The 14,172-nt window shown below is 25.4% G+C and carries 11 protein-coding genes; 6 read left to right on the top strand and 5 right to left on the bottom strand.

The window, feature by feature from the left end:
* Nucleotides 1-80 precede the first annotated feature (80 nt).
* The 3 genes from carA (at nucleotide 81) to folA (ending at nucleotide 5,065) form a co-directional block, all read left to right on the top strand.
* A complete protein-coding gene (gene carA / locus D9V72_RS00725) occupies nucleotides 81-1,241 on the top strand; it encodes a glutamine-hydrolyzing carbamoyl-phosphate synthase small subunit (RefSeq protein WP_158354606.1) in 1,161 nt (386 codons plus the stop codon).
* An 18-nt stretch (nucleotides 1,242-1,259) separates the two neighbouring features.
* A complete protein-coding gene (gene carB / locus D9V72_RS00720; protein WP_158354604.1) occupies nucleotides 1,260-4,481 on the top strand; it encodes a carbamoyl-phosphate synthase large subunit in 3,222 nt (1,073 codons plus the stop codon).
* A gap of 101 nt (nucleotides 4,482-4,582) precedes the next feature.
* On the top strand, nucleotides 4,583-5,065 hold the full coding sequence (gene folA / locus D9V72_RS00715; RefSeq protein WP_158354602.1) for a type 3 dihydrofolate reductase: 483 nt from the start codon (nucleotides 4,583-4,585) through the stop codon (nucleotides 5,063-5,065).
* A 36-nt stretch (nucleotides 5,066-5,101) separates the two neighbouring features.
* Here the strand turns inward: folA and D9V72_RS00710 are convergent, their stop codons facing one another.
* From D9V72_RS00710 to D9V72_RS00700, 3 genes are read right to left on the bottom strand one after another with little or no spacing between them, the layout of a single operon-like run.
* On the bottom strand, nucleotides 5,102-5,917 hold the full coding sequence (locus D9V72_RS00710) for a symmetrical bis(5'-nucleosyl)-tetraphosphatase (RefSeq protein WP_158354600.1): 816 nt from the start codon (nucleotides 5,915-5,917) through the stop codon (nucleotides 5,102-5,104).
* Nucleotides 5,918-5,962: 45 nt separating this feature from the next.
* The gene (gene rsmA / locus D9V72_RS00705) at nucleotides 5,963-6,775 is read right to left on the bottom strand and encodes a 16S rRNA (adenine(1518)-N(6)/adenine(1519)-N(6))-dimethyltransferase RsmA (RefSeq protein ID WP_158354598.1); all 813 of its coding nucleotides are present in this window, start codon (nucleotides 6,773-6,775) and stop codon (nucleotides 5,963-5,965) included.
* Nucleotides 6,776-6,825: 50 nt separating this feature from the next.
* Nucleotides 6,826-8,118: a peptidylprolyl isomerase gene (locus D9V72_RS00700; RefSeq protein WP_158354596.1), complete on the bottom strand. Its 1,293-nt coding sequence runs from the start codon at nucleotides 8,116-8,118 to the stop codon at nucleotides 6,826-6,828.
* A gap of 214 nt (nucleotides 8,119-8,332) precedes the next feature.
* Between D9V72_RS00700 and D9V72_RS00695 the strand changes: the two genes are divergently transcribed.
* On the top strand, nucleotides 8,333-9,097 hold the full coding sequence (locus D9V72_RS00695) for a DedA family protein (RefSeq protein WP_158354594.1): 765 nt from the start codon (nucleotides 8,333-8,335) through the stop codon (nucleotides 9,095-9,097).
* 86 nt (nucleotides 9,098-9,183) lie between these two features.
* Here D9V72_RS00695 and rplY read toward each other — a convergent pair whose 3' ends face one another.
* Together rplY and nfo are read right to left on the bottom strand one after the other, a co-directional pair.
* The gene (rplY, locus tag D9V72_RS00690) at nucleotides 9,184-9,471 is read right to left on the bottom strand and encodes a 50S ribosomal protein L25 (RefSeq protein WP_158354592.1); all 288 of its coding nucleotides are present in this window, start codon (nucleotides 9,469-9,471) and stop codon (nucleotides 9,184-9,186) included.
* A gap of 28 nt (nucleotides 9,472-9,499) precedes the next feature.
* Nucleotides 9,500-10,348 (bottom strand): deoxyribonuclease IV, encoded by an 849-nt coding sequence (nfo, locus tag D9V72_RS00685; RefSeq protein WP_158354590.1) that lies wholly within the window; start codon nucleotides 10,346-10,348, stop codon nucleotides 9,500-9,502.
* A gap of 821 nt (nucleotides 10,349-11,169) precedes the next feature.
* Between nfo and glyQ the strand changes: the two genes are divergently transcribed.
* Nucleotides 11,170-12,108 (top strand): glycine--tRNA ligase subunit alpha, encoded by a 939-nt coding sequence (glyQ, locus tag D9V72_RS00680; RefSeq protein ID WP_158354588.1) that lies wholly within the window; start codon nucleotides 11,170-11,172, stop codon nucleotides 12,106-12,108.
* On the top strand, nucleotides 12,083-14,155 hold the full coding sequence (glyS, locus tag D9V72_RS00675) for a glycine--tRNA ligase subunit beta (protein ID WP_158354586.1): 2,073 nt from the start codon (nucleotides 12,083-12,085) through the stop codon (nucleotides 14,153-14,155). Before glyQ ends, glyS begins: the two co-directional genes overlap by 26 nt.
* Nucleotides 14,156-14,172 lie beyond the last annotated feature (17 nt).

Genomic DNA, 14,172 nt, shown 5'->3' with positions numbered 1-14,172 from the left:
AAAAATATTAATTTTAGTTAAAATAAAATGAAATTAATACAACAGTAATAAAAATTAAGCATATAAAAAACGTTTTTTTAATGGAGGATGTTTTGAGCCAATCAGCAGTACTAGTTTTAGAAGACGGGACTAGATTTCACGGACGAGCTATTGGGGCTAAAGGAATAACTGTAGGTGAAGTTGTTTTTAATACATCAATAACTGGTTACCAAGAAATAATCACTGATCCCTCTTATTCACATCAAATCGTGACATTAACTCATCCTCATATTGGCAATGTTGGAACCAATTTTAATGATGAAGAATCATCTAAAATTCATGCAAAAGGTCTCATTATTCGTGATTTGTCACCAGTTGCAAGTAATTATCGAAACAAAAAAAGCTTATCTTCCTACTTAAAAGAGAATAATATTGTTGCAATATCTGATATTGATACAAGAAAATTAACACGTATTTTACGCATGAAGGGTTCGCAAAATGGATGTATTATAGAAGATAAAAAACATAATTATACTATAGCACATGAAAAAGCTAAAAACTTTTTAAGTTTACAAGGTTTAGATTTAGCAAAAGAGGTTTCTACTAAATCTATTTATAATTGGAAACAAGGTAGTTTTACTTTTAATAAAAAAAATTTTATTTCTATTAATAAACAAAAATTTTTATTTCATATTGTCGTATACGATTTTGGAGTAAAAAGAAATATACTTCGTATGCTTGTAGATAGAGGATGCTATTTAACAATCGTTCCTGCTCAAACCGATCCAAAAGTCGCATTAAATTTATCTCCAGATGGCATTTTCTTATCTAATGGACCAGGTGATCCAAGACCTTGTCATTATGCTATTGATGCTATCCAATATTTTTTAAAAATTAACATCCCTATTTTTGGAATATGTTTAGGGCACCAACTGCTCGCTTTAGCTAGCGGAGCTAAAATTATAAAAATGAAATTTGGACATCATGGCGCTAATCATCCCGTCAAAGAAATCAAAAACAATAGGGTTATTATCACATCTCAAAATCATAGTTTTACCGTAGATAATAAAAATTTACCAAATAACATAGAAATTACACATAGTTCTCTTTTCGACGGAACATTACAAGGACTATCTTTAATCAATAAATTAGCTTTTAGTTTTCAAGGTCATCCAGAGGCAAGCCCTGGACCACATGATGCCTCATCTTTATTTGATAATTTCATTAAATTAATCATTTTTCAAAAAACTAAAACTCAGTAATTAATTAGGGAAAAAAAAATGCCTAAATCTACTGATATAAAATCAATTTTAATTCTTGGTGCAGGTCCAATAGTTATTGGACAAGCATGTGAGTTTGACTATTCAGGTGCACAAGCTTGTAAAGCTTTAAAAGAAGAAGGATACAAAATAATTCTTGTAAATTCTAATCCTGCAACTATTATGACAGATCCTTGTATGGCTGATGCTACATATATCGAACCAATTCATTGGAAAATAGTAGAAAGAATCATTGAAAAAGAAAGACCAGATGCACTTCTTCCAACTATGGGAGGACAAACAGCTTTAAACTGTGCTTTAGAATTAGATCATAAAGGCATTTTAGATAAATATAAAGTAAAAATAATAGGCGCAACAGTTAATGCAATTAAGAAAGCTGAAAATCGCAAATTATTTGAAGACTCTATGAAGAAATTGAATTTAGAAACTGCAAAATGTGGTATTGCACATAATATTCAAGAAGCATTTATAGTTTTAAGGAATGTAGGTTTTCCATGTATTATTCGTCCTTCTTTTACCATGGGTGGTCATGGAGGAGGGATTGCTTATAATCATGAAGAATTTGAAACAATATGTGAAAGAGGACTTAAATTATCTCCTAATACAGAACTTCTAATTGATGAGTCGCTTATTGGTTGGAAGGAATATGAAATGGAAGTTGTTCGAGATAAAAATAATAATTGTATTATAGTTTGTTCAATTGAAAATTTGGATCCAATGGGAATTCACACAGGTGATTCAATTACTGTAGCACCTGCACAAACTCTTACTGATAAAGAATATCAAGTAATGAGAAATGCATCTATGTCAATTTTACGAGAAATAGGCGTAGAGACAGGAGGTTCTAATGTACAATTTGCAATTAATCCAGAAAATGGTCGAATGATTGTTATTGAAATGAATCCAAGAGTTTCTCGTTCTTCTGCATTGGCATCTAAAGCAACCGGATTTCCTATTGCAAAAATCGCAGCTAAACTATCCATTGGATATACACTAGATGAACTTGCGAATGATATCACAGGAACGAATACCACTGCATCGTTTGAACCATCAATAGATTATATAGTAACGAAAATTCCCAGATTTAATTTTGAAAAATTTTTAGGATGTGATGACAGATTAACTACACAAATGAAATCTGTCGGAGAAGTCATGGCAATAGGTCGTACTTTTCAAGAATCTATACAAAAAGCTATTCGTGGTTTAGAAATAGGCGTTAGTGGTTTTGATTCCAAAATATCTCATCTTGATCCAGAATATTTAATCAAAATTAGACATGAATTAAAAGACGCTGGTGCTGAACGTATTTGGTATATAGGTGATGCATTCCGATCTGGTATGTCTGTAAACGATGTATTTAATTTAACATCAATCGATCCATGGTTTCTTATCCAAATTGAAGAAATTATTCTATTAGAGAAAAAAATCATAAAATATGGATTTATTGGATTACAACGTGATTTTCTTTATTTTATTAAAAGAAAAGGTTTTTCTGATCAACGTATTGCAACACTAACACAAAAAAAAGAAAGCGAAATAAGACAATTACGTTACAAACTCAATTTACATCCCGTTTATAAAAGAATTGATACATGTTCAGCTGAATTTTCAACTGAAACAGCCTATATGTATTCAACATGGGAAGATGAATGTGAATCATATCCTAATAAAAATGATAAAAAAATTATTATATTAGGTGGTGGTCCTAATAGAATAGGACAAGGTATAGAATTTGACTATTGCTGCGTACATGCTGCTCAAGCTTTACGAGAAGATGGTTTTGAAGCAATTATGATTAACTGTAATCCGGAAACAGTATCTACTGATTATGATATTTCAGATAGGCTATACTTTGAACCAATTACATTAGAAAATGTTTTAGAAATAGTAAGAATAGAACAACCTAAAGGAATTATTATTCAATATGGAGGACAAACACCTTTAAAATTAGCCCGTGAATTTGAAAAAGCAGGTGTTCCTATTATAGGAACAAGTCCAGATGCTATTGATAATGCAGAAGATCGTGATCGTTTTCAAAAAACTGTCACTAAATTAAAGTTACAACAACCTTTAAATGCAACTGTTTTTACTTTAGAAGAAGCTTATAAAAAAGCAAAAATAATTGGTTATCCAATAATGGTACGACCATCTTATGTTTTAGGTGGTAGAGCAATGGAAATTGTATATGAATCACACGGATTAGAAAATTATTTCAAAACAGTATTAAAAGAAAATAATACAACGCCTATTTTATTAGATCAATATTTAGATTATGCAACAGAAGTAGATGTAGACGCTATATGTGATGGTGAAACAGTTTTAATTGGAGGAATTATGGAGCATATTGAACAAGCTGGAGTTCATTCTGGCGATTCTGCATGCTCATTACCAGCGTATACTTTAACTAACAAAGTTCAAAATAAAATTAGAAATGAAGTAAAAAAACTAGCTTTAGAATTGTCTGTAAAAGGGCTAATGAATGTGCAATTTGCTATCAAAAATAATATAATCTATATTATCGAAGTAAATCCAAGAGCAGCTCGTACAGTCCCATTTGTTTCAAAAGCAACAGGTCTTGCATTAGCAAAAATTTCTGTTCGAGTAATGTGTGGAAAAACATTATTAGAACAAGGTTTTATTAAAGAAATTATTCCTCCATATTTTTCAGTTAAAGAGGCCGTTCTTCCATTTGATAAATTTCAAGGTGTAGATCCTATATTAGGTCCAGAAATGCGTTCTACAGGAGAAGTAATGGGTATTGGAAAAAATTTTTCTGAAGCTTTTTCTAAAGCTATGTTAAGCGCTCATACTAATATGAAAAAAACAGGTCGTATACTACTCTCGGTTAGAGATGATGATAAAAATAATATTGTTAATCTAGCAGTTAAATTAAAAAAGATAGGTTTTAAGATAGATGCAACCAAAGGTACATCTATAGCTTTAAGAAAGTCTGGAATTTCGTCTAGATTAGTAAATAAAGTACATGAAGGACGTCCCCATATACAAGATCGTTTAAAAAACGGCGAATACTCTTACATTGTCAATACTACATCTTGTCATCAAGGAGTAAAAGATTCAAAACTAATATGTCAAAGTGCTCTTCAATATAAAGTGCACTACGATACGACAGTTAATGGAGCTTTTGCAACTGTTATGGCATTAAATGAAAACCCAACAAAAAATGTCAAATCATTGCAAGAGATGCACAAAAAAATAAAGTGATTATATCATAAAAAACAATCTATTGCACTTTAAATTAAATAAATTTTTATAAATATGTTGTAAAACATATTTATAACGCATATTGAGGATTCTATTTTCTTATGAATATAAGTCTCATTGCTGCTCTATCTAAAAACTTTGTGATTGGGAATAATAATACAATTCCTTGGCATCTTCCAGAAGATTTAAAATGGTTTAAACAAAAAACAATAAATAAAAACATTATTATGGGTCGTTTAACTTGGGAATCTATTAAAAAACCTTTACCAATGCGTAAAAATATAGTTATTAGCACTAATGAAATCAAAAAAAAGGGTATAATTTGGGCTAATTCAATACCTAATGCAATTATTTCAGCAACATGCGATCAAGAAATTATGGTTATCGGAGGAGCTAAAATATATAAAGAAATGTTATTTTATGCTAATAAATTATATTTAACTCATATAGATATCAACATTATTGGTGATTCTTATTTTCCCGAATACAGATTATTTCCATCTTGGAAAGTTTTATTTAGAAAAAAAGTTCTTAAAAATTCAGTAAATCCATATAACTATTATTTTGAAATTTTATCAAGATAAATTAAAATATTTTTTAACATGAATAATTTATATAAATTATTTTGATAAGCAAGCTTGCGAAAACCATTTTTTATCTTCCCATCGAAACATAATTAATTCTTCCCCCCAACAACAACCACCATCTAATGAAAAAAAAGGCTTAGGTATATAAGTTCCTTTTAAAGAAGACCAGTGTCCAAAAAAAATAGAATAAAATTTTGAAATATTAGAAGGGATTAAAAACCATGGTTGTAAAGGATATTTTACAACACTAGGAGATTGCTTATAGAACATATTTAGTCGAGCATCAGGATAACAATATCTCATTCTTGTAAAAACATTCATAGAATATCGTAGTTTATCTAATGCATTTAAGTTGAATTTCCAAAAATTTATATTATTATTATATATATCTTTTAGAAAAACAGAATAATTTTTACTAGACAAATAATGTGCAATCTCTAATGCACAAATTTTTGCTATATTAATATCCCATTGTGGACTAATTCCTGCATGTACCATAATAATTTTACGTCTTTCATCAACTTTTAAAAGAGGTTGACAACGAAGCCAGTTTATTAAATCGGCACTCTCTGATGAAGAAAGAAATTCATTAAAGTAATTTTCTTTTTTATTTTTCTTTACACCGGCATGTACTGCAATTAAATTAATATCATGATTGCCTAAAACTATCTTTACTCTATCTTTTAAAGAATACAGATATTTTACAACATTAAGGGAATCAGGACCTCTAGATACTAAATCACCTGCAATCCACAAATAATCTTTTTTAGTATTAAAAGATACTTTTTTCAATAGCATTCTAAATTCTTTATAACAACCATGTATATCACTTATAAAATAAGTACTCATATATTAATATCTCTTAAAATAAAAATGAGAGTATTAAAAGTCAAATTAATTAACTTTTGAAATAGTATTAGATTTTTTATACAAATAATTAGATAATTGACAATACTGAGAAATAGAAATATTTTCAGCTCGTAAATTTGAATCAATATTTAACATAATTAACTCTTTTTCAGAAAATAGATTCTTTAAATTATGACGTAAAATTTTCCTTCTATTCTGAAAAGCGTTTTTTGTAACATAACTTAGAACATTTATGTCATAAACAAAATAAGGAGAATTAACATGAGGAGTCAAATTAATAAAAACAGAATTAACTTTAGGAATAGGTTGAAAATCTTCAGGTCTAACGTTTAATAATGTTTTAATATTACAGTAATATTGAGATATAATACTTAAGCGACCATAAGATTTATTACCAGGAACAGCAATCAATCTTTCAGCAACTTCCTTCTGTAACATAAAATTCATATCTTCAATAAATCGAATTTGTTTAAACAATAATATAATTAAAGATGTAGAAATATTATATGGCAAATTTCCAAAAATACGAATTAATTGTTTTTTCTTATAAAATAAATCTACATAATTAAAATTTAATGCACTTTGATAAAAAACTATTAATTTTGAATAAAATGAACGTCTTTTTAATAAAAACAATAAATTAGGATCTACTTCAATAACAATGAGTTCTTCTAACAATTCACAGATTGGTTTGGTTAGTGCGGCTAATCCAGGTCCAATTTCTATTAATGTTTGTTTTATCTTTGGGTTAATAATTTTAACAATATCTTGAATAGTATTTTTATTTACAAGAAAATTTTGTCCATACTTTTTTAAGGGAAAATGTTTTTTAATCATAAATTCATATTAAGTTATTTAAAATCTAAATGCATTTAAGGAATGTACACTTATGAGCTTATAATTTTGATATAAGCAATATTTTTAAGTTCTTCTATCCACTTATGTTTTTCTAGTTTCATTTTCTGGTTCAATAGAATATTATAAGCTTGTTTTTTTGTAAAATTATAAAATCGATCTACTTGACGTTTATCTAGCAATTTAAATATATGCCATCCAAAATTAGATTTAATAGGCTTACTTATTTCATTTTTATTTAAATATAGTAATTCTTTATTAAAATCAAAACTAAATAATTCTTTTGAAATCCATCCTAAATCACCTTTTTTATTAGATGAATAAGAGTCATGAGATAAGTTTTGAACTGCATCATCAAAATTATAAAGTCTTTTTTTAATGTTTTTATATATACTAAAAATATTATTTTTTGATTCTATATCTGTTAAAATCATAGATGGTTTTATTAAACAGTGTTGCATGTAAAATTCAGTTTCAATTTTTTCGTTATTGTTTTTAATATCATTAACTTTTAAAATATAAAATCCTTTATCTCCTAAAAAAGGCCCTAAAATTTGTCCGTTTTTAAAAATGTTTAAAGTTTCAGAAAAATGATTTTGTATATCTAAAAAATGCATCCAAAAACTTTTTTTTACTAAAAAAATAGATCTATTTTTTTTACAATTTATAAATAATTCTTCAAAATTATAACCTTTTTGAAGTTTATTTACGATGTTTTCTGCTATTTCTTTTCTATTTTTAATGATATTATCAGAATCTTTTTTTGAAAAAGGTAGTAAAATATAGCTTAAATTTATTTTTTTTAATTTTTTATTGTTTTCTATAAGTTTTTTAAAAATAAAAGTGATTTCTTTTTCAGAAATATTAACACGTTTACGAAGTTCGTAATCTTGTATTATTTTTATTTTTAATAATTTTTCAACATTTTTCATGTAGTTGTCATAAAACAAATGATCGTGAAGATTATGAAACAAAATATGATTTTTTAATTCCTCAAAACTAATATTTTTTTTTATAGCAATATTTTTGATAACACTATCAATTTGTTCTGCAGTCACTTTAACATTCATTCTATTTGCTTCTTGTAATATTAAAGAATCTACAATTAATTTTTGAACTACTTTTTCTTTTAAAAAATTATTTCTTAAAGGAATTTTAAAATCTCTACCTTCTTTTTTTAACAAAAGAAGAACTTTATTTACATCACTATTTAATATGATTTGGTCATTAACAATAGCTGCGATGTGATCTATGTGATTATCTTTAGCTAAAACATGAAACATACTAGTAAAAATATAAAAAAACAAAAAAATACATGCTTTCATTACAATTCTTCTTTTATAAATAAGTGTTTTATACGAAAATATTTTTATTATTAAAAATACAATAAAAAATATTTTTTATGATTTACTTTACGAGTATTTAAAAAAATTAAAATAAATTTATAATATTTTCTTGAGGTTATTTTAAAAAAAATATAAAGTATGAATTATTTATATAAAAATTTATTTTTAATATACCCTAAAATAATGAGAATTTATGGAATCTTGGTTAATATCCTTTATAACACAATCGTTAGCATACTCTCTCTTAGTAGTTGGCGTTGTTTCGTTCTTAGAATCTCTTGCCTTAGTAGGATTGTTACTTCCTGGAATCATTTTAATGACTACATTAGGCACGTTTATAGGTGATGGAAAATTATTATTTTATCCTGCTTGGATAGCTGGTACAATAGGATGTTTATTAGGCGATTGGATTTCATATTATATTGGCTTGTATTTTAAAAATTGGCTATGTAATTTTAATTTTCTAAAAAAAAATCAAAAATTACTCGATAAAACTAAATTTGTTTTGCATAGACATAGTATGATGACTATTATTATTGGACGATTTATAGGCCCAACTAGGCCCCTAATACCAATGGTTTCTGGTATGTTAAAATTACCATTAAAAAAATTTATTTTTCCTAGTATTGTTGGATGTATATTATGGCCTCCAGTATATTTTTTTCCTGGCATAGTCACAGGCATCGCTATAAAAATACCTCAAAGTTCTCAAAATAATTATTTTAAATGGCTCTTATTGCTTATTTCAATTTTGATATGGATCGGAATATGGCTAATATCAAAATGGTGGAAAATAAGAAAAAATTATACAGAAAATTCCACTTCTTTTTTCACTAAGAAAAAGATAGGATGGTTAGCAATTTTAACTATGTCATCTGGGATGTTAAGCTTAATTGCTATACAATTTCATCCTACAATGTTAATTTTTAGGAAAATTTTTTCTACTATATTAGTATGAATACAATATTTTAATAAAAAAATATAAATTATAGTTTTAAACAACGATAAGTATAATTTAATCATATTAGATGATATTTCTTAGTGTTAAGAAACATATAAAAAATCCATATGCAATAATTTTAATTTAAATGAATGTCTTTGGATAGCTTGTACTTTAACTTTATATTTTTCGTCTTCAAGGAGCAAGAAAAAATTTTCCTTATAAAATTCTACTTTTTTTTGTAGATTAAAAACAGAGTTATGATCTAATATAAGTAGAATTTCAGTTTTATTAACCCCATATAAAACTCCTGGAAATTTATTATTAATCCGCAATCTTCTACTAAAGCTTTTACCTTTTTCTAATCTTCTTTCTACTTGAAGTGTCAACATTTTAGACCTCTTTAAATATAATACATTCTTAATTATAATTTTTTTGTGATCTTAACCAACAAATTTCTTCAGCCCATATATTAGGATTGACTGTTTCTAAAATCATTGGTACATTATAGAAATCTTTATTTCTTATAATCCATCTAAAAGCTAGTTTTCCTATTTCACCCAATCCTAAACTTTCATGACGATCAATACGACTATTAAATTTTCTTTTCGAATCGTTTAAATGTATTCCTCTTAAATATTTTAATCCTATTAAATTTTTAAATTTTTTAAATGTATTTTCACAATCTTGTTCAGTACGTAAATCATATCCTGATGCAAACAAATGACATGTATCAATACAAACTCCAACTCTAGATTTATCATCAACGTTTTTAATAATTTCAGATAAATGTTCAAAACAATATCCTACATTAGTTCCTTGTCCTGCCGTGTTTTCTATAACTGCGACTATGTTTTTAGTTTTATCTAAAGCTATATTAATAGAATCAGAAATTCTTAACAAACAAGAATTTTCAGTGATTTTATTTAAGTGACTACCTGGATGAAAGTTCAAAAACATTAAACCGAGTTGACTACAACGAATTATTTCATTAATAAAAGCATCTCTAGATTTTCTTAATAAATCATCAATAGGATGACCTAAATTAATTAAATAACTACTATGAGGTAAAATTTGTTGAGGTTTAAATGTATATTTAATACATAAATCTTTAAAACAATCTATTTTTTCTTGAATTAATGGGGGGGAAATCCATTGACGCTGATTTCTCGTAAAAAAAGAAAAAGCTGTTGCTTTAATTTGAACAGCACGTAAAACTGTTTTTTCTAAACCGCCAGCAGAACTAATATGTGCACCAATATAGTTCATTTTTTATATTTTTCCTATAAAAAATTTTTATTTCAAAAATTGAAAAATAAAAAAATAAAGTAATAAAAATATACTTTTAGTATAAAATTATTTTTTAAATACAAGTATAAATTTTTACGTTTAAAATAATATAATACTTAGAAAACATATTTTAATCAATAAAAATAAATTGAACACATTTAATTCGTTATTTAATATTTTTTTAGATACAAAAACTTATTAAGATTTTTTTAAGATTTAAATAAATTTTTTAAATAAGAATTAAAAAAATTAAATATTTATAACAATTGTAATATTTTTATTGTCTAATAGTAGTTATTATATAATTAATTTCTAATTTACTAGAAATTATTAAAATTAAATTTTTTAAATATGATGACTATATAATTATATTAAACATAATTACATCACTACATTTTAAAATTATAATTATTTCTTTATTTTTTACTAGATTACCTAAAAATATAGTTTTAAAAATTTCTACGCATTAATACTAAATAAACTCATAAAATAAATTTTTTATATATCAACTAATTTATATTTTAAACTATTATTTATTAAATTTAAATTCATAAGAATTAAAATTTATTATATATTAAGCAATTAATAATTTTCTTTCTTTTTCATTTATATCATTGTATTCTCTTTGAGAGAGATATTTTATTTTTTAATAATACATTATATTTTATATTTAATTGTTTTTGAAATTTTATTGTTATTTGTACATAGTAAATATGTTACAAATTATATCAAATATATAAACTTCAAAGAATTATTGTAAAAATATACAATTTATCTTTATTATCCCTTCTGGATGTGCAATGAAAAATCATCACAACAATTTTTATAGTTTAATCACAATTCTACAGGAGTACTGGCTGCAACAAGGATGTACTATTTTTCAACCATTAGATTTACCGATAGGAGCAGGAACATTTCATAATATCACTTTTTTAGGTACTATTGGACCAGAACCAATCAACGCCGCATATGTACAAGCTTGTCGTCGTCCTTCCGATGGAAGATATGGAGAAAATCCCAATCGTTTACAACATTACTATCAATTTCAGGTAATTATAAAACCTCCTTTAGATAATATTCAAAATCTTTATTTAAGATCATTAAATTTATTAAATATAGACGAAAAAATACATGATATACGTTTTGTAGAAGATAACTGGGAAAATCCTACTTTAGGCGCTTGGGGCATTGGATGGGAGGTCTGGTTGAATGGAATGGAAATTACTCAGTTCACTTATTTTCAACAAGTAGGTGGATTAGAATGTAATCCTATAACTGTAGAAATAACATATGGTTTAGAAAGAATTGCTATGCATATGCAAAAAAAATCAAATGTATACGATTTAATCTGGAATACACATGGTAATCAAAAAATAACTTATGGTGATATTTTTCAACAAAATGAAAAAGAACAATCACAATACAATTTTCAGTATTCCGATATTGATTTTTTATTTAACGCATTTAAAGAATATGAGTTAGAAGCAAAAAAGTTAATAAAGTTAAGAAAACCATTATTATTAGTTTCATATGAAAAAACATTACAAGCAAATCATATATTTAATTTATTAGATGCAAGAAAAGCTATATCTTCAAATGAACGTCAAAATTATATTTTACGTATTCGAAAATTAACTACTGAAATAGCTAAAAAATACTTAAATATGAGAAAAAAATTAGGTTTTCCACTATGTTATAAAAAAAGAGAAAAAAATGATAAAAAAAACATTATTAATTGAAATAGGAACTGAAGAATTACCTTCTAGATTATTATATAAAATATCCTTATATTTTCATGACAATTTTGTGAAAAAATTACATTTTTATAATATTTCATATAAAGATATTAAATGGTTTTCTACTCCAAGAAGACTAGCGTTAAAAGTAATAGATATTGATACAACAGAAAAATGTATAGAAATGACGAAAAGAGGCCCGTCGATTTTACATGCTTATGATGAAAATGGATTTTTAACACAGACGGCTATACGCTGGTTAAAAAATTGCAGAATTGATATAAATCAAACTGATCGTTTGAAAAATGAGAAAGGTGAATGGTTATTATATAAGAGAAAAGAAAAGCAAGAAAAAATTGAATTATTAATTCCTAAAATTACTGAATCTGCTCTTAAAAATATCTTTATAAAAAAATATATGCGATGGGAAAAAAATAATCAAAAATTTTTTCGTCCTATTCGTAATATTGTAATTCTCTTAGAAAATGAAACTATCATGGGAAATATATTTAATATTCCTTCTGGTAATCTTCTTCAAAATCATATTTCTTCACAAGAAAATAAAATAAAAATCAAACATGCAAGAGATTATCCAAAAATTCTTTTTCAAAAAAATAAAATTATTGCTGATTATGCAATTCGAAAAGAAAAAATTCTAAAAAATATTAAAGAAAATGCACAAAAAATTAATGGTTGTATAAAAAACAATAATTTTTTAATTGAAGAAGTAACTTCTTTAGTAGAATCACCTACAGTACTTTTAGCTAATTTTGAAAAAAAATTTCTTAATTTACCCGAAAAAATACTAATATATACTATAGAAAAACAACAAAAATGCTTTCCGATATATGATTGTAAAAAAAAACTTCTTCCAAATTTTATTTTAGTCTCTAATATTAATTCAAAAAAACCAGAAAAAATTATTAAGGGCAATGAAAAAGTGATGCATGCACGACTTTCAGATGCCGAGTTCTTTTTTAAAAATGATAGAAAAATAAAATTAGAAAACTATCTTTTATCTCTAAAAAAAGTTTTGTTTCAAAACAACCTCGGATCATTATATGAAAAAACAATGCGCCTTAAAAAACTTATTAAATGGATTGCTCAATACAATTCTAGTAACATACAAGATTCAATTAGAGCAGCACTTCTGTCTAAATGTGATCTTATTACTCATATAGTGTGCGAATTTCCAGAATTGCAAGGTACAATAGGTATGTACTATGCTTTAGAAGATCAAGAAAAAAAAGATGTTGCCATTGCTCTTCAAGAACAATATCTACCAACCTTTTCAGGTGATAAACTTCCACGTACTTCTATAGGTTGCGCATTATCAATTGCTGATAAAATGGATACTTTATCAGGAATGTTTTATGTTGGAAACATCCCTAGTGCAGATAAAGATCCATTTGCATTACGACGCTTAGCTATAGGAATAATACGTATTATTATAGTAAAAAACATACCATTAAATTTGAAAGATTTAATTAGTAAAAGTCTTTGTTTACATCATGAAAAAAATTGTAAAAATGTAATTTTATCTGATAAAATTTTCAAATTTTTTGTAAAAAGACTATTGTATTGGTATGAAGAAAATGGATATAACATCAAAGTTATTCAATCAGTATTATCATATAAATCAACAAATCTAATAGATATTCATCAAAAAATACAGAGTATATCTTATTTTCTACAAACAGAAAATTCGAAATTAATAATATTATCTATTAAAAGAATATCTAATATTTTAGAAAAAGAAAATAATAAAATTACTGGATGTATTAATATAAAACTAATAAAAGAAGCAGAAGAAATTATATTATTTAATCAAATAGAAAAGTTCAAAATTGATACAAGAAATTTATTTTTAGAACAAAAATATCAAGATATTTTAATAAAAATCAAAGATTTTGAAAAACCTATATCTAATTTTTTTAAACAAGTTAGAATATATGATTCTAATTCTAAAATACGTTTAAATCGACTACTTATCTTATATGAAATAAAAAAAATTTTTTTTTCAATAACAGATTTTTCTTATTTATATTAAATGTATTTTAAAAAATT

It is taken from the genome of Buchnera aphidicola (Macrosiphum gaurae) (assembly GCF_005080965.1).
GTDB lineage: Bacteria > Pseudomonadota > Gammaproteobacteria > Enterobacterales > Enterobacteriaceae > Buchnera > Buchnera aphidicola_S.
This window is presented reverse-complemented; position numbering and strand designations above follow the sequence as displayed.

What these genes read in the sequence shown, in the direction of transcription:
- carA (WP_158354606.1), top strand. Translation starts at nt 81, where the DNA reads ATGGAGGATGTTTTGAGCCAATCAGCAGTACTAGTTTTAGAAGACGGG.
- carB (WP_158354604.1), top strand. Translation starts at nt 1,260, where the DNA reads ATGCCTAAATCTACTGATATAAAATCAATTTTAATTCTTGGTGCAGGT.
- folA (WP_158354602.1), top strand. Translation starts at nt 4,583, where the DNA reads ATGAATATAAGTCTCATTGCTGCTCTATCTAAAAACTTTGTGATTGGG.
- D9V72_RS00710 (WP_158354600.1), bottom strand. Translation starts at nt 5,917, where the DNA reads ATGAGTACTTATTTTATAAGTGATATACATGGTTGTTATAAAGAATTT.
- rsmA (WP_158354598.1), bottom strand. Translation starts at nt 6,775, where the DNA reads ATGATTAAAAAACATTTTCCCTTAAAAAAGTATGGACAAAATTTTCTT.
- D9V72_RS00700 (WP_158354596.1), bottom strand. Translation starts at nt 8,118, where the DNA reads ATGAAAGCATGTATTTTTTTGTTTTTTTATATTTTTACTAGTATGTTT.
- D9V72_RS00695 (WP_158354594.1), top strand. Translation starts at nt 8,333, where the DNA reads ATGGAATCTTGGTTAATATCCTTTATAACACAATCGTTAGCATACTCT.
- rplY (WP_158354592.1), bottom strand. Translation starts at nt 9,471, where the DNA reads ATGTTGACACTTCAAGTAGAAAGAAGATTAGAAAAAGGTAAAAGCTTT.
- nfo (WP_158354590.1), bottom strand. Translation starts at nt 10,348, where the DNA reads ATGAACTATATTGGTGCACATATTAGTTCTGCTGGCGGTTTAGAAAAA.
- glyQ (WP_158354588.1), top strand. Translation starts at nt 11,170, where the DNA reads ATGAAAAATCATCACAACAATTTTTATAGTTTAATCACAATTCTACAG.
- glyS (WP_158354586.1), top strand. Translation starts at nt 12,083, where the DNA reads ATGATAAAAAAAACATTATTAATTGAAATAGGAACTGAAGAATTACCT.